The organism is Sediminibacter sp. Hel_I_10 (genome assembly GCF_000688335.1).
GTDB lineage: Bacteria > Bacteroidota > Bacteroidia > Flavobacteriales > Flavobacteriaceae > Psychroserpens.
This window is the reverse complement of sequence record NZ_JHZX01000001.1, coordinates 714,121-739,846: the sequence shown is the minus strand read 5'-3', so window position 1 is coordinate 739,846 and position 25,726 is coordinate 714,121. Positions and strand designations below refer to the sequence as shown.

The following is a 25,726-nucleotide window of genomic DNA, read 5'->3' as shown; positions in this document are numbered from 1 at the left end:
TATGTCTATATTAAGCGGGAAAAACATACTCTTGGGCATTACTGCCGGTATCGCCGCTTATAAAACTGCGAGCCTTACACGGCTTTTTATAAAAGCAGGTGCCACCGTGAAAATCGTGATGACACCTGCTTCTAAAGATTTTATTACCCCCTTAACACTTTCTACTTTATCTAAAAACCCCGTGTTTTCCTCTTTTGTGAATGAAGAGGATGACAATGCGGTTTGGAATAATCATGTTGAGCTTGGACTGTGGGCAGATCTATTTATTATTGCCCCTGCCACGGCTAATACCTTGTCTAAAATGGCTAATGGTGCTTGTGATAACCTTTTGTTAGCTACGTATCTATCTGCTAAATGTCCTGTTTACTTTGCGCCTGCGATGGACTTGGATATGTACAAACACCAGTCTACATTAACATCCTTAAAATCACTTCAAGGCTTCGGAAATATTATGATTCCAGCAACTAGCGGAGAATTGGCAAGTGGTCTTGTTGGCGAAGGTCGAATGGCAGAGCCTGAAGACATCGTTCAATTTATAGAAGATGATATTTTAGGAAAATTACCGTTACGTGGTAAAAAGATACTCATTACCGCAGGACCAACTTATGAGTCTATTGACCCAGTTCGGTTTATTGGAAATCACTCAAGTGGGAAAATGGGATTTGAGATCGCAAAATCGGCGGCTAAGATGGGAGCTGAGGTGATATTAGTATCTGGACCTTCGCACGAAAATGTAGATAGTCATTTGATTCAGCTTAAGAAAGTCACCAGCGCAAAAGAGATGTATGATGAAGTTCATTTACATTTTGAAACGGCAGATGTCGCTATTTTATCAGCAGCCGTAGCAGACTATCGTCCAAAAAATGTAGCCACTCAAAAAATAAAAAAGAAGGATACAACGTTAACTTTAGAGCTAGAAAAAACTCAGGATATTCTAAAATCTCTTGGAGAGATCAAGACCAAACAGTTTTTGGTGGGTTTTGCCCTTGAAACCAATAATGAGATGGCCAATGCCATTTCAAAATTGAAGTCTAAAAACCTGAACATGATTGTGCTAAATTCTTTAAACGATAAAGGTGCAGGTTTTGGTAGTTCAACAAATAAAGTTACTTTTATAACAGGTGATCATGAGGCCAAGGAGTTTCCTTTAAAATCGAAATCAGAGGTGGCTAATGATCTCATCCAATTTATTATAAAGACAATAGATGCGTAACATAATTTTATCATTAATAGGAGTGTTGAGTATGGCGTCTTCGGCCCAAGAGCTCAATTGTGAGGTAGTGGTAAATGCTCAAAATACGGGTAATGAAAATGTTCAAGTATTTAAAACCTTGGAGCGCCAATTAACCGAATTTGTAAACAATACCGAGTGGACAGACGGTAATTATAAAACCCAAGAACGCATTACGTGCAGCATGGTGATTACCATAAATGACTACAATTCAGATTCATTTCAAGGCACCATTCAAGTACAATCCTCAAGGCCTGTGTATGGTTCAAGTTATTCTACACCAGTTTATAATTTTAATGATAAGAACTTCAATTTTCAATACTTAGAATTTCAGAATTTAATCTTTAATCCTAATCAATTCGAATCTAATCTCGTGTCTGTGCTTACTTTTCATATCTACATGTTGTTAGGCTTAGATGCAGATACGTTTGCGCTTAAAGGCGGTGATGAGCATTTTAAACAAGCGCAAACCATTTTAAATTATTCACAACAATTAAATACCAAAGGCTGGAAGCTAGAAGACGGACAGCAAACACGGTTTACCTTAATAGACAATCTGCTTTCTCCTACATTTAAAGAATTTAGAAATGTAATGTACGATTATCATAGAAACGGTTTGGATGTTATGAGTGAAGATCCTAAAACGGGGAAAGAGCAAATAGCATCTGGTATCCAAAACTTGAAAACGATGAACAGTCGTAGGCCTAATTCATTTTTACTGCGTGTGTTTTTTGATGCTAAAGCAGATGAAATTCAACAGATTTTTAGCGGCGGACCTACAGTAAATGTCGCCGAATTGAAAGAAGTACTTACTAAGATTGCGCCAACACGTTCATCCCAATGGCGTAGTATTAGCTTTTAGCCAGAATTACCTATTCAAATGAAACATTCATTTGATATCAAAGATCTCATAACCAACAACTATAGAACTCCAACATAGCCTGTGCTCACACAACTTTCCATAAAAAATTACGCGTTAATAGATGATCTATCTGTTAAATTTAATAATGGTTTATCCATTATTACAGGAGAAACGGGAGCGGGAAAATCGATACTATTAGGAGGTTTGTCACTTATTTTAGGAAAACGTGCAGATTTGAGCAGTGTCAAAGACGACTCAAAAAAATGTGTGATTGAAGCCACGTTTGACATTACAAAATACAATCTCAAATCCTTATTTAAATCTGAAGATTTAGATTATGAGCCTTTGACCATTATTAGGCGTGAGATATTGCCATCGGGAAAATCGAGAGCTTTTATCAATGATACGCCTGTAAATTTAGATAGTCTCCAAGTTTTGGGTGTGCGTTTGCTAGACATTCATTCACAACATCAAACGTTGCAGTTGACCAATGATGATTTTCAGTTTCAAGTTATCGATGCTTTGGCTGATAATGCCAAGCTTTTAGAAACTTATTCGGGTCAACTAAAGCAATTTAAGCAACTTAAAAAAGCGCTTAAGGCCTTGCAAGAACAAAAAGCCGAGGCAATTAAAGAGCTGGATTATAATAGCTTTTTGTTAAAAGAATTAGATGATGCTAAACTGATTAAAGGGGAGCTTGAGGTTTTAGAAGCTGAGTACGAAACGCTCAATAACGTAGAGGAAATCAAAGAAAAATTGAATGCATCTCATGAGCTTATGAGTAATGATGATATTGGTGTAACGGCTTCTTTGACCGAAATTAAAAGTCAGCTTTCCAAACTCTCTAATTATTCGTCAAGTTATAAATCCATTTATGAGCGGGTGGCGAGTAGTTTGATAGAACTGGATGATATTTTTTCTGAAATAGAACAGCTACAAGACCAGTTAGAAGCAGACCCAGATCAATTAGACAAGGTCAACGCGAAGCTGCAAATCATTAATAACCTTTTGCAAAAGCACAGTGTTTCAGATATTGATGAATTAATTGCCATACGGGAAGATCTAAGATCAAAAATAGAGGTGACAGAACATCTGGATGACGATATTTTAGAAACCCAAAAGCAATTAGAGACTTGCGAGTTGGAATTACAAAAGTTATCAGATGCTATACACGATAAGCGATCAACCATTCTACCTAAATTAACGCAGCAATTAGAAACCATTTTAGAAACTCTGGGGATGCCAAACGCTAAGTTTGATATCAAGCTCAACCCTTCCGAAGTATTCTTGGATAACGGAAAAGATGATCTTCAATTTCTTTTTTCAGCAAATAAAGGAGGTCAGTTTAACGAGTTGAAAAAGGCCGCTTCAGGAGGGGAGCTGTCTCGTATTATGCTTGCTATTAAATCGGTTCTTACAAAATACACACAATTACCAACCATTATGTTTGATGAGATTGATACCGGAGTTTCTGGTGAAATTTCTAATAAAATGGGAGTAATCATGCAACAAATGAGTAAGAAGATGCAGGTGTTTTCAATAACACACTTACCCCAAATTGCAGCTAAAGGCGATACACATTATAAAGTATTTAAAGAAGATATTGATAATGTCACATTCAGCCAGATTAAACAATTAACTCAAGAAGAACGTATTGTTGAAATTGCACAAATGCTAGGAGGGTCAGACCTATCTTCATCTGCTTTGGCTCATGCTAAAGAACTACTCAATTAATAGTTAGCATTTCAGTTTTAAGTATAAAGTTTTTTTAACTTTGACTTTAAAATATTAACCATTGTAAATAAAACGATTTCTATTTTTGAAAGGTTTTAAAAACTGCTAATTACTCAAACTATGTCATACAATTTACTAAAAGGAAAAAAGGGAATTATTTTTGGGGCACTAGATGAAAATTCTATTGCTTGGAAAACAGCAGAGCGCGTACACGAAGAAGGTGGAACTTTTGTGTTGACCAATGCACCCGTTGCCATGAGAATGGGACAGATTAATGAATTGGCGGAAAAAACTGGCTCTCAAATTATTCCTGCAGATGCAACCTCAGAAGAAGATTTGCAAAATTTAGTAGCACAAGCCATGGAGATTTTGGGTGGTAAAATAGATTTTGTACTCCATTCTATCGGGATGTCTATAAACGTGAGAAAAGGCAAACACTACACCGATCAAAATTATGCTTGGACGCAAAAAGGAACAGATGTTTCTGCAATGTCTTTTCATAAGGTCATGCAAACACTTTATAAGGCAGATGCTATGAATGAGTGGGGCAGCATTGTAGCCTTAACTTATATGGCAGCGCAACGTGTGTTTCCAGATTACAATGATATGGCAGATAATAAGGCCTATTTAGAAAGTATTGCACGTAGTTTTGGTTATTTCTTCGGAAAAGATAAAAAAGTACGAGTCAATACCATCTCACAATCACCAACGCCTACTACAGCAGGAAGCGGTGTAAAAGGATTTGACGGCTTTATTGCTTATGCTGAGAAAATGTCACCTTTAGGAAACGCCACGGCTTTAGATTGTGCTAATTATACAGTGACCTTGTTTAGTGACCTTACTAAGAGAGTGACACTTCAAAACCTTTATAATGATGGCGGTTTTAGTAATATGGGGGTAAGTGATGCTGTAATGGAGACCTTTGTAGAGAATAAATAAAAATTACTCTAAATACATACTAGAAAAACCGATGGCTCAACCATCGGTTTTTCTGTTTTAAAAAAGAAGGTATTAGATGGCATGTAAAAACATGACATCTTCAATCTTATCTTATTCGGTTAATAACGATGCCTCTGTATTTTAAGAAAGTGACTATTTATTTGTTTACTTTTAGATTAAATTATCGTTAAATAATCTGATTATTTTGAAAAACTACTTTTCTTGTTTCTTCGTACTTCTTTTATTTGGTGTTTCAAACGCTCAAATTAGTTTCGTAAATGAAGCTCCAGTATTGGGGCTTGATATTTCTTCAGGAACCACCTTCTTAGGCAACGGAATCACATTTCATGACTATGACGGAGACGGTTGGGATGACATTACTTTAACATCAGGCAGTAATCAAGATGTGCATTATTTTAAGAATAACAATGGTGCTTTTGTAGAAGACGATTTTACGGTTCCTACGTTTCTCTATCAAACCCGACAGGTTAATTGGGTAGATATTGATAACGATGGTGATAAAGATCTTTTTGTGACGAGTGATACTAATGGAAATCGCTTACTGGTAAATAACGGGGATATGGTGATGCAAGATATAACTAATAGTTCGGGAATATCCCCCACTAATTTTGAGACTTATGGTGCATCTTGGGGAGATTATGATAATGATGGTTTTTTAGATGTGTTTTTAAGTAACCGTTCGATTACGTATCCTAATAAGCTCTATAGAAATAATGGAGATCAAACCTTTACCGAAGTAAGTGTTTCTGCGGGAATTGATCAGACTCTAATGTATTCATTTTGTTCTGCATTTTTAGATATCAATAATGATGGATTTCAAGATTTATATGTTTCTAATGATAAGTATGAGTTTCCGAATAAACTCTACAAAAACAATGGAGATGGCACGTTTACTGATATTAGTGAGTCGTCAGGAGCAGGAGTTATTATTGACGCCATGACGGTTACAGTAGGAGATTTTAATAATGACGGCTGGTTTGATATTTACCTCACCAACACCCAAAACGGTAACGTGTTTCTGAAAAATAATGGAGACGAAACCTTTACCGATATTGCCTCATCGTCAAATACTTTAATGAACAGTATAAGTTGGGGCGCTGCTTTTTTTGATGCGGATAATGACACAAATCTTGATTTATATGTTTGCAGCCAATACAATACGGCAACTGGTCCTTATTTACCTGCTGCATTTTACGTAAATGATGGTGATGAAAGCTTTACTTTGAATAACAGTTGTTTTTCAGGGGATCTGGGGTTTAGCCACTCTAACGCTATTGGAGATGTTGACAATGATGGTTTTCCTGATATGGCGGTGAGTAACAATATGAATCAAAATATGTATTTGTGGCACAATAATACCACTACAGCTAATAATTGGCTTAAGATAAAACTACAGGGTGCAGAGAGCAACAGAGATGCTGTAGGAGCAAGATTGGAAATGACGATTAATGGCGAACACCAGTTTCGTTATACGCACTGTGGGGAAGGATACTTGAGTCAAAATTCAAGTTCTATATATTTTGGTTTGGGCGCTACAGAGATTATAGATGAGTTAACTATTACTTGGCCCAATGGTTTAATAGAGAGCTATACAGATATTGAGGGCAATGAGACCGTAGAGTTTATAGAGGGTGCTACTTTAAATCTAGATCCAGTTGATGCGGAGGATATTTTGATTTATCCTAATCCTGTAAAGGAAATTCTTTACGTAAGAGCCAATATCGCTGTTAGTCAATGTGTTGTTTATGATGTCTCAGGAAGAATTGTGAGCGTGCCCTTTGATTCTTTGTTAAAACAGGCAGATGTCTCCAATTTAACTTCTGGAATGTACCTAATCAAAATCAGCAGTGATGATTTTACAAAGAGCTATTCATTTATCAAGAAATAGCCCAAATTTTTTTCAAAAAACAGTTCTTTTAACGAATAAAAAACCGTTTTATCGATTAGATTAATTGGCAGGCTGATAGGTGGTTTAAACTTTATATCTTAACCTTCTATTAACTAAAAATTAACAAACAATGAGAAAAATTACCATTCTGCTAACGGCAGTTTTATCAGTCATGTTTTCGTATGCTCAGGTCGGGATTTTCGAGAATTTCAATTCGGGAACTCCCTCAGGTTGGACTGACAATTACTCCAATACCGGTTCACAATCATGTGAGGGCAATTCTGAAAGAGTTAATTTGTATGGAGGGAATTTTGGAGTTCTTTCGGCAAATTTGACCTCACCAAATTTAGTAGGTGCTTCCAATGCTACAGATCTTACAGTAAGTTTCGAATACAAAGTGGTCAACTGGTCTGCGGCTACCGTTGCAACTCCGGCGGGTTGGGGAACTGCAGAATTACAATATTCCAACGATGATGGAGCAACTTGGACAACTGCGTTTACAATAGATGATAGCAATCACATTGTAGACAACGAATGTGCTGTTGCTAGTACCACAATTGCAGGTACAGATTTGCCAATGGATAGTGATGTGAAATTAAGAATACTTAACACTTGGGCTGGCGGTGACTATTTTTTTTATGTGGATAATTTTATTGCTTCACAGGTAGCAGAAAATCCACCAAACTGTGACGCGGTTCTAGCTGAAGAGACAGATGTGGAGATTGATGGCAACATATCTTGGAGTGCAGCTACAGGAGTACCAACATTTTATGAGTTAACAGTTGGAACGACTAGTGGAGGATCTGAAGTTTTGGCTACAACGAACGTTGGTAATGTCACCTCTTATGACCTTGGCACATTAGCGTTTGAAACAATTTATTATGTTACTATCACGCCATACAATGACAACGGTAGTGCAACTGGATGTACAGAGCAAACGTTTACAACTATTGATACTCCCATTACTGGGTCAGTTTGCAGTGATCCTATTGTTGTAAGTGAGTTACCATATACCACTTCAGACAATACGAATCTTTATGGAGATGATTATGAAAATAATTCAAGTTCATGCAGTGCATTCTATATGAGCGGAGATGATGTTGTATATGCATTTACACCAGCTAGTGATGGTAATTTTGTATTTACGTTATCAAATATTGGTTCCACATACTCTGGATTACATGTTTTAGATGGATGTGTAGATGCAGAGCCGACTTGCGTTGGTTTTGTAGGAAATAGCGGTACAGAAGATAGAGTTGTTGAAGCTGCCTTAACATCAGGGATAACATATTATATCGTGATTTCTACTTGGGCTACTCCACAAAGTACAGCATATACTTTAGATATAGAAGAGGGTTGTAATGCAGCAGCAGGTACCTTAACTGCAGATGAAGCGTCAGTAGTTTTATCTGGAACTACTGTAACTATTAGTGCGACCGAAGATGCAGCGCCAACGGTGCCTGCTGATTACGACGTAACGTATGTGTTAACTTCAGGAGCAGATTTAGTAATCGAGCAAGTGTCTGCAACACCAAGTTTTGATGTAACTGAATTAGGTGATTACACAATCCATACACTCGTAGCTCTTACAGATTCAGCTTTTGAAACAGATCCTAACTTTTTAGATTTAAGCGTGGTTACTTTTGGTACGACGACAGCAGCAGAAGTTTTGGATATTGTGAGTGAGAATGATATTTGTGCAGCATTAGACGCAGTGGGTGCGCCAGTTAATGTCAATGATGGTTCAGTGCTCGATTTTTATAATGTGCAATATGTGCAGGAAACAGGAAGTGACCCGGAAAATGGAAGTTCAGAATCATTAACAGTAGAGGTTGGTACTTCAGTAACTGTTTATGCAAAAGCCTACGAAGATGGACTGACTAACCCCGAAGGACAAGGAGCTGGTATTGAGTGTTGGATTGCAATAAATGATGAAAATACAGACCCTGCAACATGGGATACCACATTATGGCAAGAGGCTACTTATTTAGGAGATAATGGGAATGATGATGAGTACTTTTATGAAACTGCAACAGCACCTATTGGTTCAAATTATGTAGCAGCAAGATGGCGTCTGGATAACTCAGGTTTTACTTATGGCGGATTTAATGGTGCTTGGGACGGTACAGATAACGTTAATATTGAACTCATTGTTGAGCCTTTGGCAAATGATGATTGTTCTGGAGCTATAGCTTTAACTGTTAATCCAGACTATTCTTGTAATGAGGTAACTAACGCTACTATCGCTGGAGCTACTGATTCAGGTGTTGGCAATAGCACCTGTTTTGGTACCGAAGATGATGATATTTGGTTCACTTTTGAAGCAACATCAGAGGAGCATAGACTGTCACTTACCAATTTCACAAGCGGTACCAGTGATATGTATATAACGTTTTACGAAGGTACTTGCGGTGATCTAGGAGAAAGCATAGAATGCAGTGACCCACAAACTGTGAATTTAGAAGGGTTAACACCTGGTAATACGTATTATGTTCAAGTATATACCTGGACTTCTAATCCTGGACAAACATCAACCTTTGATGTTTGCGTAGGTACTCCGCCTACTTGCTATGTTCCAGATGGTCTTGCCGCTAGTTTTGTAGCACCTGATTCAGCAGATTTGTCATGGGAAGCACCAACTGATGGAACTACTCCAATAGAATATAACTGGGAAATTGTGCCTCAAGGTAATGATCAAGGTGTTGGTGTTATAGATAGTGGCTCTACTGCAGATATATTTGCTACGGCTACAGGTTTAACCTTGGATACGCTTTATGATCTACGTGTTCAAAGTAACTGCGACGGTGGTGATCTGAGTGCATGGTCTGCCGTTTTTACATTTAATGCTGGCTATTGTGTGCCACCAAGTACAAGTAGTGCAACATATATTGATAGCTTTTCAACTTTAGGGGAGTACGAAAATATCTCAAACCTATCTTCAGGATTTGCACCTAATGGTTTTCAAAATAACACAGAGTCTTTAGCGGTAAGTGGGGCATCTAATGACGAATTAGATTTTGAAATAGTAATTGTTGGAGGTACCGTAGGAAGTGCAGTTTGGATAGATTGGAATAACGACTATACATTTGATACATCTGAGGTAGCCTTTACCACAACAAGTTATGGTAGCGGACCATTTACAGGAACTATTACAATTCCTGATGGTACTCCAAATGGAGATTATAGAATGCGTGTAATGATAGATTACAATGATTCCAACCCTGGAGATGATGCTCCTTGTTCATATGGGAATGGAAGAGGTGAGACCGAAGATTATATAGTGACGGTAGACTCGACATTATCTACAAGCATAATTGAAAATCAATCTAATTTCACATATTTCCCTAACCCAATCAACAATCAATTGCACCTTAAAGCGCAATCACAAATTGATCATGTTGTAATTTATAACATGTTGGGTCAAGAAGTATTAAATGTATCGCCAAGAGCTTTAGAAGCAGACTTAGAAACTGGATCTTTTGAGCAAGGTGCTTATTTTGCTAAAGTGACTATTGGAAATACGTCTAGAACAATAAAATTGATTAAAGAGTAACTAATAGCTAACTAACCTTAATTAATTTGAAAAGTCCCGCGAGAGCGGGACTTTTTTTGTTTGCCTCTTATAGGATTGATATTTTAGTTTTTGCAATTAGGATATTCATTCTCTAAAAACTTAAATTCGCTGCGCTGTTCTCCAGTTATTTTAAGAACACAATACTTACCTTTACCTCATGGAAAGATTATCTTTTTCTTTTGTAATCCCAGTTTATAATAGACCCGATGAGGTGGATGAGCTCTTAGAAAGTTTCAAAAACTTAGATGGGAATCACGCATTTGAAATTGTGATTGTAGAAGATGGTTCTACCTTAGACTGTAAAGCCGTTGTAGAGCGCTATCAACAGCAGTTAAACCTATCCTACTATTCTAAAGCGAACTCTGGTCCTGGAGACTCCAGAAACTTTGGTATGCTTAAATCAAAAGGTAATTATTTTATCATTTTAGATTCAGACTGTATCTTGCCAAAGACCTATTTAACTTTTGTAAAAAAGTATTTAGAATCCAATTTTGTAGATTGTTTTGGAGGTCCAGATGCAGCACATCCATCATTTACAAATCTTCAAAAAGCCATCAGTTTCGCAATGACTTCAATAATCACCACTGGAGGTATTAGAGGTGGAAATGCTGAAATTAAAGATTTTCAGCCTAGAAGTTTCAATATGGGCATTTCTAAAAAAGCATTTTTAGCTTCAGGGGGATTTGGTACCATACATCCAGGAGAAGATCCAGATCTTTCAATAAGACTTAATAACATGGGATTTAGAACTGTAATTTTTCCGAAGGCATTCGTCTATCACAAACGTCGTATTTCATGGAAAAGTTTCTATAAGCAAGTCTCTAAATTTGGTTTAGTAAGACCCATACTTAATAAATGGCATCCAGAAACCGAGAAAATCACCTATTGGCTTCCAACTTGTTTTAGTGTCGGTTTATTAATGTCTTTAGTTTTACTGATATTGGGATTCTTGTTGCCAATATTAATGTATTTAGTTTATGTGCTCTTGGTTTTTGTCTTATCACTGATAAATTCCAAAAACATAAGCGTGGCATTTCAATCGGTATTGGCTATATTTATTCAGTTTTTTGGTTATGGTATTGGTTTTGCAAAATCTCATATTGCCATACATATTTTAAAACAAGACCCAAAATCAAGATTTCCGAACTTATTCTTTGACAATGATCAAATACATTAAACAAAAACTTGCCAAGTCTGTTAAGAGTAAAAAAATAAATGTTTTCGGACTGTTTTTGTTACTATCATTTTCCATATTGGTCTTTACGAAATTGTCACAGGTTTATACTGAGACGGTAACGTTGCAATTAGACTATACAAATGTTCCAGAAAGTAGAGTCATTACATTTGATACGGTCCCAGAAGTGAAATTAACCATATCAGATTATGGCTTTAAGCTGTTTTATTATAGTCTTATTAGCCATAGTATTGGGGTAGACCTAGAGCAAAATGCTACTATTGAAAATGATACTTACATTTGGTTGGCAGATGATAACCGAGAACAAATAAAAGATCAATTAGGTGGGTCTACCGAAATCATCTCAATTGCTCCAAATCTTGTTGAATTTCCGTTTGATACATTAAGCGTGAAGAAAATTCCCGTAAAGATAAAATCTGAAATATCTTTTGCCTCTGGCTATGACGCTATAGATTCTATAAGGGTCATCCCGGATTCAATTGAAATTATTGGGCCACAAGCCAAGATTTCAGAACTTGAGGAGATTTATACAAAAACTGTTGTTTTAAATGAGGTTAAAAATCCTGTGGACCAATCTATAAATCTAGAGTTACCCGAAAATGCGAGTCAGCTTAAATTTTCTTCGGAAAGCGTTAAGGTCAGCATACCTGTCGCTAAATTTACAGAAGGCACACTTGATGTTCCTGTATTGTTGAATAATTTACCTGCTAACAAACAGATTAATTATTTTCCAAAGACTATAAAGGTCTCCTACTATGTGAGTCTCACAGATTATAAATCCATCAAACCGAATGATTTTAAAATAGAATGTGATTATAATGAGGTCGAACAACAAAACCAATCCTTTTTCACGCCAAAATTAACCATTAACAATCCCCAAGTAAAAACTGCTAAAATGAAACAGGATAAGGTTGAATTTGTAATTACACAATGATGATCGTTGGCCTAACTGGAGGTATAGGTAGTGGCAAAACCACTGTTGCAAATTATTTCAAAAAACTTGGGGTCCCAATCTATGTGGCTGATGTTGAAGCTAAATTGATCATGGGGCGCTCAAAAGTAGTGCGACGGGAACTTGTTGCTCTTTTTGGTGAGAAGGTTTATCACGAGAATATATTAGACCGAAAGTTAATCGCAGAGGCCATTTTTAATAATCGGGATTTACTTGCAAAAATGAATGCCATCGTTCATCCTAAGGTAGCAGCGCATTTTAAAAAATGGTGTAAAAAACAGGACGCTCCATACGCTATAAAGGAAGCCGCCATCATTTTTGAACACGATATGCAGCACCAATATGATCAAATCATTACTGTAGTTGCAGAGAAAGAAGCGCGCATAGAGCGGGTTCTATCTAGAGATGACCGCTCAAGGGCGTCTATAGAAAAGATCATGGAAAATCAATGGTCTGATAAAGACAAGGCAGATAAATCGGATTTTATTATAGAAAATCACGATTTAGATTCTACAGAAAAACAAGTTGAGAACATTCATGCTAAACTTTTAAGGAATGCTCATAAATACATCTGAAATGATGTGTTAATGTAAGGTTAAAGGCAGTTTTTGTAAATGTTAAAATGTTAAATTTGGTCGATGGGCAAAAAGCTTTTCGTTTTATTGGTGGTGTTGATGAGTTTATCCCTCATAGGGATTATTTTTGTTCAGGCGCTCTTTATTAATAATTCTCTTGAAAATGAAGAAAAGCAGTTTACACTAAACGCAAAGCGCTCTCTTAGTTTTGTTTCTAAAGCCATAGAGGATAATGAGTTTAGATTATACTCTAGTAAGATTCAGGATTTAATAAATAATGGCGTAAACCCAGATTCTTCAGCAATGCGGCAAATTATCATTCTAGAACAGGATGATGCTTCCCGAGAAACAAGAGTTTATGGTAATGCCATTTCAGAAGAAAGTTATAAAGTACCATCATTGTTCTTTGAAATTGGATTGGATAGTATCAATTTAAGCCGTTTTAAAAGCAATAGATCAACCTCTATTTTTAAAACAGATGATGTTGACGGTAATGCGAGTTTGAGTCTTCAAAAGTCTATCAAGAGCATCAATGATATGACGTATCTTGACAAGGCACAATTTGAAACCATAACTAGGGATCAATTTCAAAACTTACCGGTGTATAAAAGAGTATCTACCGAAGAAGTAGATAGCTTAATCAATACTCAGCTTAAAAATAACGGTATTAGTACAGATTATGAGTTTGCTATATATGATAATGACTTATCAACTAAGGTACATTCTGAAAATTTTGAATTGAACACGCAGTCTACTATTGGCGTGCCTGTTTTTTTAGATAATAATAATCAGAGTGATTTTAGCCTTTATGTTGATTTTCCAGAAAGAAGGCGTTATTTATTGTCTTCCATTTATGGAATGATTGCCTTATCTATCATCTTTACTTCGGTAATTATACTAGCATACTCTAGTGCCATTTATCAATTGATTAAGCAGCGTCAGATCTCACAGATCAAGTCAGATTTTATTAATAATATGACGCATGAGTTCAAGACGCCTATTGCAACAATAAACTTGGCCTTAGATTCTATTCGAAACCCAAAAATCATTGGAGATCAAGAAAAGGTAATGCGTTACTTAAAAATGATCAAAGATGAAAATAAGCGCATGCATGCACAAGTTGAGAATGTTCTAAGAATTTCAAAACTTGAGAAAAATGAGTTGAATATTAGTAAGGAACGTTTTCTATTACACGATCTTATTGAAGATGCCATTACGCACGTAGAGCTTATTGTTGAAGACAGACAAGGCTATGTTAAAACACATTTAAACGCAGAAGAATCGTCGGTTCTTGCTAATGAAACACATTTTACAAACGTTATTGTAAATGTGTTGGATAATGCGATTAAGTATAGTGACGAACCTCCCAAAATTGATGTCTATACAGAGAATGTTGGAAACAGCATTTTGCTGAAAATTTCAGATCAAGGTAATGGGATGTCAAAACAAGTACAAAAGCGTGTGTTTGAGAAGTTTTATAGAGAACACACTGGTAATGTACACAATGTAAAAGGACACGGCTTAGGTTTAGCCTATGTCAAACGAATTATAGATGACCATCAAGGTCATATTTCAGTAGAAAGCGAAAAAGGAAAAGGTAGTACGTTTATAATTAAGCTACCATTAATATCTTAAATTATGGAAGAACAAAATAAAAAAATACTCTTAGTTGAGGACGATCCAAATTTCGGTACGGTATTAAAGGATTACCTGCAGATGAATGATTATGATGTAGTTCATGCCAAGAACGGAATGGAAGGTTTTGAGAAATTCAAAAAAGATGATTATGATCTATGTATTTTAGATGTCATGATGCCTTACAAGGATGGCTTTACCTTAGCTAAAGAGATTAGAGAGAAGAATGAAGATGTGCCCATTATTTTTTTAACGGCAAAAGCCATGAAAGAAGATGTCTTAAAGGGGTATAAGGTAGGTGCAGATGATTATTTGAACAAACCTTTTGATAGTGAAGTCTTGTTGATGAAAATCAAGGCAATCATGCAAAGAAAAGCAACCGATAGTGTTGCAGATAGCAAGCAGTTTGAATTTAAGATTGGAAGATTTGATCTTAATTCTAAACTTCGTTTCTTGAAATTTGATGGTAAAGATCCTATTAAATTATCTCCAAAGGAAAACGAGCTACTCCGCATGTTGGCACTTCATGAAAATGATTTAATGCCAAGAGAACTGGCTTTAACTAAGATTTGGAGAGATGATAATTACTTTACGTCTAGAAGTATGGACGTATATATTGCTAAGCTGCGTAAATATTTAAAACTAGATGAAGAGGTTGAAATTTTAAATATTCATGGAGAAGGCTTTAGATTAGTGGTTAACAGTAAAGATTCTGAATAAATATTACTTTATAATACTAAAAAAATCCAATCTTAATCGATTGGATTTTTTTATATCATGACTTTTTATGCCATAAAAAAAGCCCATCGTAAGATGGGCTTTTAACTTTAAAAAAATATCGAAATTATATAACTCTTACGTTAATTGCGTTCAATCCTTTTTTTCCTTCTGTTAATTCGAATTCTACTTCATCTCCTTCACGAACTTCGTCGATTAAACCAGAAATGTGTACAAAATGTTCTTTGTTGTTTCCTTCTTCTGTGATAAATCCGAAACCTTTAGTATCGTTGAAGAATTTTACTGTACCTTTACTCATAATATTAATTAAATTATTTAAGCCACAAATGTAAGGTTAAATAATTGAAAGCAAGAGTTTTTATATATTATTTCAAGAATATTTTAAATTTTATGCTTTTATCGCTAATTCAATGGCCTCAATAACTTGATTTATATCCGTTTCTGTGTCAAACCAAAGCGTGTCTTTATTTCGTTTAAACCAGGTTAACTGTCGTTTTGCAAAGCGTCTAGTATTCTTTTTTATTTCAGAAATCGCAAATTCCAAATCCCACTCACCTTCTAGTACATTAAATAGCTCCTTATAGGCAACCGTATTTAGAGCATTCAATTGTTTCTTTGGCAGCAGCGCTTCAACTTCATCTACCAGTCCATCTTTTATCATGACGTCAACTCGATTATTGATTCTGTCATAAATAAGTTCTCGATCTGCTGTAACCCCTATGGTAATGGTCTCAAAGGTTCTCTGCTTTGTTTCAGAAGTCAAAAAAGAAGAATAAGGCTTACCACTAGAAATAGAAACTTCCAAAGCCCTGATCACACGATGTGGATTATCTATGGCGATAGTTTCATAAGCTTTAGTGTCTAATTGCTTAAGCTGAAATTGTAATGCTTCAAGTCCTTCAGATTGAAGTTTTTCATTCAAATCGGGTCTTATTTTTGGATTGACTTCTGGAAACTCATCTAAACCTTTTGTCACGGCATCAACATATAACCCAGATCCCCCGACCATAATGACCACTGGACGTGTTTTAAAAAGTTGATCGAGTTGAGCTATCGCATCGCGCTCAAAGGCTCCAACACTATAGTTGTCTTCAATAGATTTGTGGTGGATAAAATGATGTGGTGCAGATGCTAGCTCTGTTTTGGTTGGAGCGGCGGTTCCTATAGACATCTCTCTATAGAACTGTCTTGAGTCTGCAGAAATGATTTCTGTATTAAAATAGTTGGCCAGTTTGATGCTTAAAGCCGTTTTTCCTATGGCAGTTGGGCCAACAATAGCAATGAGATATTTAGACATCATGGTGCAATCTATAGCCACAATTATAGCAAAACTCAGCATTATCTTTATGCTTGTCTGCGTGACAATTATGGCAGGATTGAGAATTTAAGTGTGTATTTGGATATGGTTTTTTAGGAGCTTTTGGTGCTCCTTTATTGACTTGTGAAGTATATTCCGCAGAAACAATTCCAGTTGGTACGGCAATAATACCGTAACCCATGATCATAATAAATGTAGCGATCAATTGGCCTAAAGGTGTTACCGGGGCAATATCTCCAAATCCTACTGTCGTTAAAGTCACAATACACCAATAGACACTTATGGGGATACTGGTAAATCCGCTTTCGGCACCTTCAATAAGATACATTAATGTTCCAAATATCACCGATAGGATCAACACGGCAAACAGAAATACCGAAATTTTAGCGCGACTCGCCTTCAAGGCAGAAGATAACATGTCTGAAGCACCCAAGTAACGTGCTAATTTTAGAACCCTAAATACTCGTAGCAATCTTAAGGCTCTAAAAGCAACTAGGGCATGACCACCGCCTATAAAAAAAGAAATATACATGGGTATTGTAGAAAGAAAATCAACTATACCGTAAAAACTAAAAATGTATTTAAATGGTTTTCTAACGGTGATGATCCTTGCGATGTATTCTAAACTGAATAAGATCGTAACTACCCATTCGGCAATATTGAGGACCTCACCGTATGCTCTGTCAATGCTTCTGATGCTTTCTAGCATTACAAAAGCAATGCTTAATAAAATAACAATAAGAAGAACGACGTCAAATGCTTTACCTGCACGGGTATCGGCTTCATAAATGATTTCATGAAGTCTACTTCTCCAAGTGCTTTTAGAATTTTGGTTGCTCATACAATCAAAAATACTAAAAGATTATGGTTTCTTTTCTAAAACAATCAGTGCGTTTGTCTGTACATCGACTACAGTAGACATTAGCTCTTTCAGCGCGTCGTAAAATACGGGTTCATAAATAGCGTCATTAAACGCTAGTTTAAAATAAATTTGAATGGTATTTCCACTTTGTTTGAATTGAGAAGTTAAAGTGGCTTTATTATCGGGTAGCCCTATATTAACAGGTTTTGGAAGTTCCAAAATCTTATAGCTTTCGTCTAAAGTGAGGGTAGAGGTAAAAATATAAGTATCCTCATAACCAAAGTCTACTGGATAACTACGCTCTTGAAGTTTAAATGGATTTTTGGAAAAGAATTTTAAGATGTAAGGATTTAAAAATATTTTGTTACCCACGGCACTAATCTCTGAAGAAATTTCAAAGTTGATGCTAAAGTTCTTATCATCAACATTTGTAGTAACGACTTCTAAATTATCAAAATTAATGTCGCTATTTTCTTTTTCAAAAGTTTTAAGATAGGATGATTTATAGTCATTATATGACTTTTTTGCATTTAAACCGTGGTATCCTGAACTAACGCTTCTTACTTTACCTGTTAGATTAAGTTGGTCATCAAGATTCATTCCTGATATGTATTGGATCTTACTGCTCTTTTCAGGTTTAATATCAACCCAAGTACTTTCTTTGTCAAAATCAATCAAGCGACCGTTTTGATTAAGACATCTAAATGGTATCTGACCGAATGTTAGAAATTTGTCAGTAGCATCTAAAAGATAGTTGGTCCCATCTATTTTAACCTGAATTAATAAATAATTAAAGTCTGATAGCACAGGATATATTTGTGTCGCAAACCCGTTTTGCCTAGTAGATAATAATACCGGTTTTGCTTCTATATGTTCTTCAAGTAGAAGATTATGCAAAAGTGCATTTATTTCTCCAATGCTTCCAGAATTTTCTTTTGTCAAATCTTTTATCGATATATTATACAATACTTTAAACTCTTCATTCCAATTATAATTACGCTGAACAAACTTAAATATCGCTTTCGATTTCTCAAGAGTGTTTTTAACGCTCGCTATTGAATCTGGTAACAGATTTTTAACTACAGCAGATTTTCTCAACTCTCTACCCAAATCTGTTTCTTTTTTGATTTCTTTATCGGTATCCTCCCAACTTGCTGTGATATGGTCTATTCGCCCATCAAATGCCCTAAATGTTTTTAATTCATATTCAATTCTCGCCAGATAATTATTTTTGGTAGTCATATAATCCTCTTCTATAAAAGCAGGGATATCTTTCATGGCATATTTATACTCTGCACAATTTGCACTAGAACCATTAGACGTGTTTAAACAGTGTTTTTTTAATTTTGAAGACTTGGTTGTTAATCTTTTTCCTCCAACTAATTTAATATTGTATTCCCAGTTTCCGGGAATACTTGCATTGTATTCGCTGTAAATTTTTGGAATATTACCCTGAAAATTCCAACCTTTATATTTAAACATAAAGGGCGATTCTGTTTTATAGCTATAATCTATTACTGAGCCTTCTTTTAAATTTGGAAAAGTGAATTTAACTATAGTATAATTTTCGTCATAAGCCTCTTCAAATATATCAGCTTCATTAAGCTTGGTTGAAGTAATCTCATCATTTTCAATATTATAAATAGTGGCTTTGATATCCTCAATTTTTTCCTTCTTCCCCTTTCCGTTGTCATATAAAACAACACCAATAGTGCCTTCATTAAATCCATCCCTGTTGAGTATCTTAAGCTTTCGGCGTACTATTGTGTTTAACTCAAAGTCGTTCCTGTCAACCCAACTTTTACCTACCTCATATAGTATAAGTGCATTTGCAGTTGAGTCTTTTGGATAAACTTTTTGCTCAAGATCGGATTTGGTTACAATGAAATTTTCAGAATCTTCGATGTCCTGGCAAAAAACAGAATTAGTGAAGGCTAGAAAAATTAGGAGTAGGTAGGTTCTCATGTAGTTTGAATTGGGACGATTTTTACACGTCTGTTTTTACGTAAATAACTTTGTATGATGTGCTGAGTATCTCTATTATTTTCCATGGGGGTTATAATAGACTCAAGTATTGAGGTTTTATTGATTTGATAATTAAGATCAGCAAATCCCAAACCTTTAAAAACGCCATCTTTTACATAAATAACACTACGTTCATCAATATCACGACCTTTATCTATTATGGCCATATCCTGATTACTATATGAATTTTTCTGAATTAATTCTGAAACACGATGGTTGTAAACATCTACAGGTTCTTTTTGGATACAGGCGCCATTACATTTGTTAATGCTTTGGTTAAAACAGGCCGTTTTAGAGAGTTCTAACCCCGTTAATTTGAGACAAAGCTCATGAACTTCAACCATTTTGAACAAAAATGATTTAGCGCTTTGTAAATTACCAAATGTCGTTATTGGATTCGAATTTTTACTGATTTGTTCAACCTTTAAATTGAGGTAGCCATCTTGATCTATAAAGCTATAGAGTCCGTGAGAAAACCGCTTTTGACGCAGAGCTCTATTTAATTTGGGTGATTTTCGTTTAATCTCTTCGCTCTCTTTTAGTAGGGCGACCAACTCGCTGCCTGTTGCTTCGTAAGTGACTGATTTTACCAGTAATTGTATTTTTTTCGACTTACGATCTGTCTTGGTTAAGTGTTGGTTGACGCGATGCTTAATGTTTTTACTCTTACCGATATAAATGATCTGTCCGCTTTCATCATGAATATAATAGACCCCTGTAATTGATGGAAGACTCTCAACAATTTCAATATGGTTGTCTTTCATACGTTTAGACACATCCTCTTTTACGCTATCGATAATGATGGTTTTATCTGAATCTTTAGACAAAAGCATCTTAAATAATTTTACAGTAGCAAGGGCATCCCCATTGGCTCTATGTCTATCACTTACCGGGATACCAAGAGCACGTGTCAGTTTTCCTAAACTATAAGACTCTTGATCTGGCATAAGCTGTTGAGACAATTGTACCGTACACAGGGTTTTTCTTTTAAATGGAAACCCTAAGCGTTTGAACTCTGTCCGTAATATCCGATAATCAAATTCTGCATTATGGGCTACAATAATGCAATCTTCAGTGATTTCAACAATACGTTTAGCTACCTCATAAAACTTGGGGGCTGTTCTTAGCATCTTGCTATTGATGCCTGTGAGATTCACCACGAAGGGTTGTATTTCTCGTTCTGGATTTACCAAGCTTACGAAGGTGTCAACAACCTTATGGCCGTCAAATTTATGGATGGCAATTTCTGTAATGCCTTCTTCGTTGTATTTACCGCCCGTAGTTTCTATGTCTAATATTGCGTAGATAATGATCTTGCCTTTATGTCGTTAAGACTGAGGAGTCTCTTACGATGAGTTTTGAATTTATGTTTTTTAATCGACTTTAAGATAGCTTAGTCTCTTGCTCCAAATATACTACTTCCAACTCTAATCATGGTGCTGCCAGACTCAATCGCAATTTTGTAATCACCACTCATTCCCATACTAATGGTCTTTAGGTCTGGATTTAATGTTGCTAAATGCTCAAATATGGACTGTAACCTATCAAATTCTTTTTTAATCTGGGTGTCATCATCTGTAAAGGTGGCCATTCCCATAACGCCTGCAACTTTAACATTCTTGAGTTTAGAAAAAGCATCTGAGGTTAAGATGTTTTCGGCATCTTTAGCATCCATCCCAAACTTGCTATCTTCTTCAGCTATTTTTATTTGAAGTAGGCAGGATATCGTTCGATCGTAATTTTCTGCTTGTTTGTTAATTTCTTTCAATAGCTTCAAACTGTCTACTCCATGAATGAGACTCACAAACTCTGCCATGTACTTGACTTTATTACGCTGTACATGTCCAATAGCATGCCATTGAATGTCTTTAGGCATCTCTTCATATTTCTCCGCCATTTCTTGAATTCTGTTCTCTCCAAAAATACGCTGGCCTGCATCGTAAGCTTCCATAAGGTCGCTCACGGGTTTGGTTTTAGAAACGGCTACCAAGGTAACCTGTTCAGGTAGTTGCGATTGAATATGTTTTAAGTTCTCTTTTATAGACATAACTGTTTTTTTTGAGCGGTCGTGATTTTTAAAATTCATAAATAGTCACGCCACTTCGTAATTTTGGTTCAATAAATGTGCTTTTTGGTGGCATTTTTAAACCATCATCGGCAATATGTTTCATTTCGTTGATATCTACAGGAAGCATGCCAAAGCCTACGGCATAAGCACCGGAGTCGATACTACTTTTAAGGTTTACGACATCTTTTTTGCCGTTGATGTATGCAATTCGGGTGTCATCCCTCAAATCATCAATTCCTAAAATTGGTTTTAGGATGGTTTGATATAATATTTGTGCATCCAAAGCATCTAGTGAGTTGTGAATCTTATAACCTGTTTTCCGAAGAAATAAAGAATAGAACTCACCATCTAAATACATGCTAAAATGATGTTTTTCAGAAGGCTTAAAAGGCATAATGCCTCTATTCTCAATTCGGAAAATAGTATCTAATTTAATTAAAAATTCTTCTTTCGAAAGTCCGTTAAGATCTTTGACCACACGATGAAATTCATGAATTCTCAAATCAGATTCTGGAATGAGATAAGACATAAAAAAGTTATAGTTCTCCGCTCCATCATGCGAAGTATTCTGCTCTTTTTCTTCTTTATATAATAAATAAGAGGAGGCCGAACGGTGATGCCCATCTGCAATATAGATGGTTTTCATGGCAGCAAATTCAGCCTTTATTTTTGCTATGGTGCTTTCATCGGTAACATTCCAAAGATAATGGGTGTCTCTATAGGTAGTGGTAAACTCAAACTCAGCACGTTCCTTTTGCGTTTCAGAAATGATAGCTGCAATAATAGCATTGTCTGGATAGGTCAATAATACGGGCTCTGCATTAAAACCAACGGTTTTGAGATAGTCCTTGAATACTATTTCCCTGTGTTCAATGGTGTCTTCATGGCGTCTTATATAATCGTTTTCATAATCTTCACAGCTTGCTGCCGCCACGATACCATTAAACTCCTGATGTTCTCTATCTACAATTTTGTAGATATAATAACTTGGTGTTTGATCTTGAATAAAGATATCATCCTCCCTAAACTCCAAATACCGGTTTCTCACGAGCTGATAACGTTCTTTACCAGATATTTCCTTGTCATAGCGATAACCAGGATTTACAATATGTAAAAAAGAAAACGGATTGTCACGAAGCCTAGCTTCACGTTGTTCGAGCGTATAACTTTGATAAGAACGCGCTGCCACAAGGCTTACTTTGTCTCGGGTAGGTCTTACAGCTTTAAATGGAATGATTTTAGACAACGGAGATTGATTTTGTAACTTTTTATTTTCAGATTTAAAACGTTATGAGATCTTATTTAGCGAACTGTTTCGCCACTTTTTCGGCTTTTCTACTTTCAGAATAATCATAAAAACCTTCACCAGATTTTACACCTAATTTTTGAGCTCTCACCATATTTACCAACAGAGGGCAAGGTGCATATTTCGGATTTTTAAAACCATCATGCATGACCTGAAGAATAGAATGACAAACATCTAAACCAATAAAATCGGCCAGTTGCAAAGGTCCCATAGGATGTGCCATGCCCAATTTCATTACGGTATCAATCTCTTCAACTCCTGCAACACCGTTGTAAAGTGTTTCAATAGATTCATTGATCATTGGCATTAAAATACGATTGGCCACAAAACCTGGATAATCATTAACCTCTGTAGGTGTTTTTCCTAATGTTTTTGATAATTCCATTATGGTATTGGTCACAGCATCACTAGTATTATAACCGCGAATAATCTCAACCAATTTCATGATGGGTACGGGATTCATAAAATGCATTCCGATAACTTGGCTAGGCCTAGACGTTACAGATGCAATGTGCGTTATGGAGATAGAGGAGGTGTTGCTCGCTAAAATTGTTTCTGGGCTACACGCTTCATCCAGCTGCTTAAAGATTTTTAGTTTTAGGTCAATATTTTCTGTGGCTGCCTCTACTACTAGATCTGCGTTTTTCACACCCTCTTCAATGCTGGTAAAGGTAGAAATATGATCTAATGTTGTTTTTTTATCTGCTTCGGAAATTTTCTCTTTGCTGACCATTCTGTCCAAATTATTAGAGATTGTGGCCAAGCCTTTTTTTAAGGATGCGTCACTGATATCTATCAATTGAACTTTGAATCCGCTTTGTGCAAAAGTATGGGCAATACCATTACCCATGGTTCCTGCACCTATTACTGCAATATGTTTCATGACATTATTTTTTATTTCGAGAAGACTGATGGTCTCGCGAAACGGTTTTTTAATTAAAATTTATTATGATGCTTTTTTGTGTCAAATTGTTACTAAAACTGATCGATGATCATGGTGGCCACACGCAATGCCTCAGTACCGTCATGTAATGTTACAATCGGGGTAGAGTTGGTGTTAATGGCGTGAGCAAAGGTTTCTAATTCATCAAGGATGGCATTATTGTTTGAGATCTCTGGATTGTCAAAGTAGATTTGCTTTTTGATGCCTTCCGCATTTTGTAAAATCATATCAAAATCACCAGGTTCTTTGGGAGCATCTTTCATTTTTACTACTTCACATTTCTTCTCAAGAAAATCAACTGAGATGTAGGCGTCTTTCTGAAAAAACCGTGTTTTACGCATATTTTTAAGTGAAATACGACTTGCGGTTAAGTTTGCAACGCAGCCATTTTCAAACTCTATACGAGCATTGGCAATATCTGGTGTGTCACTGATTACTGATACGCCACTTGCCGATACATTTTTGACTTTTGATTTCACCACACTAAGAATAATATCAATGTCATGAATCATTAAATCTAAAACTACAGGAACATCTGTACCTCTAGGGTTAAATTCAGCCAAACGGTGGGTTTCTATAAACATAGGGTTTATGATATGGTCCTTGATGGCGATAAATGCGGGATTAAATCGTTCCACATGCCCAACTTGGCCACGAATGTTGTGCTCTGCCAAAAGTGCTCTAATGTGCTCTGCTTCTGCAACCGTATTTGTTATTGGTTTTTCAATAAAGATGTGTTTGCCTTTGGCAATGGCTTTTTTTGCACAATCGTAATGTGAAAGTGTTGGTGTGACAATATCTACCATATCCACCGCATCAATAAGTCCTTCGATGGTGGGAAAGAATTTATAGCCTAGCTCGGCTTCTACCTTTTTACCGTTTTCTGCATCTGCATCGTGAAAACCGATGAGTTCATATGTATTTGATTGATTGAGCAGCCTCAAATGGATTTTACCCAAATGTCCGGCCCCAAGTACCCCAGCTTTTAGCATTGTTTGTGGTTTTTAACAAAAATAAGATTTCAAGTAGGAAAGTTACGAATAAGTAAACGAATATTTTGGATGAGTGTCCTTGAAATCATTAACGGTAGTAGTTAGTTGATTAAAGCTCATGAACGAGTTCTTAAGGCTTTTAAAATTTCTCTGAGATGGCATTACATTTTGAACTTAAAAGCGATTCAATTAACTTGCGCTTAAAATAGATTTCCATTGAAAGACACGTTCAAACACCAGGGTATGCGGCAACAATTGGTTGCTACAGTTAAGAAAAAAGGGATTACTGAGGTTAAGGTGCTGGATGCCATTGGTAAAATACCACGGCACTTGTTTATGGATTCTGGGTTTTTAGATCATGCATATCAAGACAAGGCATTCCCTATTGCTGCAGATCAAACCATTTCGCAACCTTATACGGTAGCATTTCAAACTGAATTATTAAAATTACAGCCCTGTCATAAAATACTTGAAATAGGTACGGGTAGTGGCTACCAAACAGCAGTGTTGTGCTTATTAGGTGCTCAAGTTTACTCTATAGAGCGTCAACATGAGCTTTATAAAAAAACCAGTAAATTTTTGCCTAAGTTAGGCTATCGCGCTAAAAAGTTCATCTTTGGTGATGGCTATATCGGTTTAAAAGATGAAGCGCCTTTTGACGGCATTATCGTCACTGCTGGAGCGCCATTTGTGCCAAAGCCGTTATTGGGTCAATTAAAAATAGGCGGACGTCTCGTAATTCCTGTGGGTGATGATGTACAAATAATGACCCTAATCATAAGAAAAGGGCCAAAAGAATTTGAACAGCACGAGTTTGGAGAATTTAGGTTTGTTCCGCTGTTAGAAGATAAGAATTAGTTCTTATCGT

At 36.1% G+C, this 25,726-nt stretch carries 21 protein-coding genes; 12 read left to right on the top strand and 9 right to left on the bottom strand.

The genetic code is table 11. From position 1 onward, the window contains the following. Position 1: 1 nt before the first annotated feature. The 11 genes from coaBC to P176_RS0103205 all read left to right on the top strand — a co-directional run bounded on the left by coaBC (position 2) and on the right by P176_RS0103205 (position 15,326). Positions 2-1,213 carry a bifunctional phosphopantothenoylcysteine decarboxylase/phosphopantothenate--cysteine ligase CoaBC gene (gene coaBC / locus P176_RS0103255; protein WP_026753358.1) on the top strand — a complete coding sequence of 404 codons (1,212 nt, stop codon included), beginning with the start codon at positions 2-4 and terminating at the stop codon, positions 1,211-1,213. Beyond that, positions 1,206-2,093 carry a DUF4835 family protein gene (locus tag P176_RS0103250; RefSeq protein WP_026753357.1) on the top strand — a complete coding sequence of 296 codons (888 nt, stop codon included), beginning with the start codon at positions 1,206-1,208 and terminating at the stop codon, positions 2,091-2,093. Before coaBC ends, P176_RS0103250 begins: the two co-directional genes overlap by 8 nt. A gap of 81 nt (positions 2,094-2,174) precedes the next feature. Next, positions 2,175-3,827, top strand: a complete 1,653-nt coding sequence (recN, locus tag P176_RS0103245) for a DNA repair protein RecN (protein ID WP_026753356.1) — start codon at positions 2,175-2,177, stop codon at positions 3,825-3,827. A 120-nt stretch (positions 3,828-3,947) separates the two neighbouring features. Next, complete coding sequence (locus P176_RS0103240) at positions 3,948-4,766, top strand: enoyl-ACP reductase (protein WP_026753355.1); 819 nt, start codon at positions 3,948-3,950, stop codon at positions 4,764-4,766. 205 nt (positions 4,767-4,971) lie between these two features. Then, positions 4,972-6,675, top strand: a complete 1,704-nt coding sequence (locus tag P176_RS0103235; RefSeq protein ID WP_026753354.1) for an FG-GAP-like repeat-containing protein — start codon at positions 4,972-4,974, stop codon at positions 6,673-6,675. 130 nt (positions 6,676-6,805) lie between these two features. Next, positions 6,806-10,228: a GEVED domain-containing protein gene (locus P176_RS0103230; RefSeq protein WP_037348689.1), complete on the top strand. Its 3,423-nt coding sequence runs from the start codon at positions 6,806-6,808 to the stop codon at positions 10,226-10,228. 178 nt (positions 10,229-10,406) lie between these two features. Continuing rightward, positions 10,407-11,426 (top strand): glycosyltransferase family 2 protein, encoded by a 1,020-nt coding sequence (locus P176_RS0103225; RefSeq protein ID WP_026753352.1) that lies wholly within the window; start codon positions 10,407-10,409, stop codon positions 11,424-11,426. Then, on the top strand, positions 11,410-12,378 hold the full coding sequence (locus tag P176_RS0103220; protein ID WP_037348688.1) for a CdaR family protein: 969 nt from the start codon (positions 11,410-11,412) through the stop codon (positions 12,376-12,378). Before P176_RS0103225 ends, P176_RS0103220 begins: the two co-directional genes overlap by 17 nt. Further along, positions 12,375-12,971 carry a dephospho-CoA kinase gene (gene coaE / locus P176_RS0103215; RefSeq protein WP_026753350.1) on the top strand — a complete coding sequence of 199 codons (597 nt, stop codon included), beginning with the start codon at positions 12,375-12,377 and terminating at the stop codon, positions 12,969-12,971. Before P176_RS0103220 ends, coaE begins: the two co-directional genes overlap by 4 nt. A 63-nt stretch (positions 12,972-13,034) precedes the next feature. Next, positions 13,035-14,606, top strand: coding sequence for a sensor histidine kinase KdpD (locus tag P176_RS0103210; RefSeq protein WP_026753349.1), 1,572 nt, complete (start codon positions 13,035-13,037; stop codon positions 14,604-14,606). Positions 14,607-14,609: 3 nt separating this feature from the next. Beyond that, on the top strand, positions 14,610-15,326 hold the full coding sequence (locus P176_RS0103205; protein WP_026753348.1) for a response regulator transcription factor: 717 nt from the start codon (positions 14,610-14,612) through the stop codon (positions 15,324-15,326). Between the two features lie 124 nt (positions 15,327-15,450). Here P176_RS0103205 and P176_RS0103200 read toward each other — a convergent pair whose 3' ends face one another. The 9 genes from P176_RS0103200 to P176_RS0103160 form a co-directional block, all read right to left on the bottom strand. Beyond that, entirely contained in the window at positions 15,451-15,642 is a 192-nt protein-coding gene (locus tag P176_RS0103200; RefSeq protein ID WP_026753347.1) for a cold-shock protein, read from the bottom strand. 90 nt (positions 15,643-15,732) lie between these two features. Further along, positions 15,733-16,683, bottom strand: coding sequence for a tRNA (adenosine(37)-N6)-dimethylallyltransferase MiaA (gene miaA, locus P176_RS0103195; protein ID WP_231481169.1), 951 nt, complete (start codon positions 16,681-16,683; stop codon positions 15,733-15,735). Then, positions 16,634-17,503 (bottom strand): ion transporter, encoded by an 870-nt coding sequence (locus tag P176_RS0103190; RefSeq protein ID WP_026753345.1) that lies wholly within the window; start codon positions 17,501-17,503, stop codon positions 16,634-16,636. Before P176_RS0103190 ends, miaA begins: the two co-directional genes overlap by 50 nt. A 21-nt stretch (positions 17,504-17,524) precedes the next feature. Next, the gene (locus P176_RS0103185) at positions 17,525-19,489 is read right to left on the bottom strand and encodes a DUF3857 domain-containing protein (RefSeq protein WP_026753344.1); all 1,965 of its coding nucleotides are present in this window, start codon (positions 19,487-19,489) and stop codon (positions 17,525-17,527) included. Then, the gene (locus P176_RS0103180; protein WP_026753343.1) at positions 19,486-20,856 is read right to left on the bottom strand and encodes an exonuclease domain-containing protein; all 1,371 of its coding nucleotides are present in this window, start codon (positions 20,854-20,856) and stop codon (positions 19,486-19,488) included. Before P176_RS0103180 ends, P176_RS0103185 begins: the two co-directional genes overlap by 4 nt. An 86-nt stretch (positions 20,857-20,942) precedes the next feature. Further along, on the bottom strand, positions 20,943-21,596 hold the full coding sequence (locus P176_RS0103175) for a YggS family pyridoxal phosphate-dependent enzyme (protein WP_026753342.1): 654 nt from the start codon (positions 21,594-21,596) through the stop codon (positions 20,943-20,945). Positions 21,597-21,624: 28 nt separating this feature from the next. After that, on the bottom strand, positions 21,625-22,863 hold the full coding sequence (locus P176_RS0103170; protein WP_026753341.1) for a DUF1015 domain-containing protein: 1,239 nt from the start codon (positions 22,861-22,863) through the stop codon (positions 21,625-21,627). A 52-nt stretch (positions 22,864-22,915) separates the two neighbouring features. Continuing rightward, positions 22,916-23,806, bottom strand: coding sequence for a 3-hydroxybutyryl-CoA dehydrogenase (locus tag P176_RS0103165; protein WP_026753340.1), 891 nt, complete (start codon positions 23,804-23,806; stop codon positions 22,916-22,918). Between the two features lie 92 nt (positions 23,807-23,898). After that, positions 23,899-24,858 carry a Gfo/Idh/MocA family protein gene (locus tag P176_RS0103160; protein WP_026753339.1) on the bottom strand — a complete coding sequence of 320 codons (960 nt, stop codon included), beginning with the start codon at positions 24,856-24,858 and terminating at the stop codon, positions 23,899-23,901. A 216-nt stretch (positions 24,859-25,074) separates the two neighbouring features. Here P176_RS0103160 and P176_RS0103155 point away from each other — a divergent pair, with 216 nt between their 5' ends. Continuing rightward, positions 25,075-25,716 carry a protein-L-isoaspartate(D-aspartate) O-methyltransferase gene (locus tag P176_RS0103155; RefSeq protein ID WP_026753338.1) on the top strand — a complete coding sequence of 214 codons (642 nt, stop codon included), beginning with the start codon at positions 25,075-25,077 and terminating at the stop codon, positions 25,714-25,716. Positions 25,717-25,726: the final 10 nt, after the last annotated feature.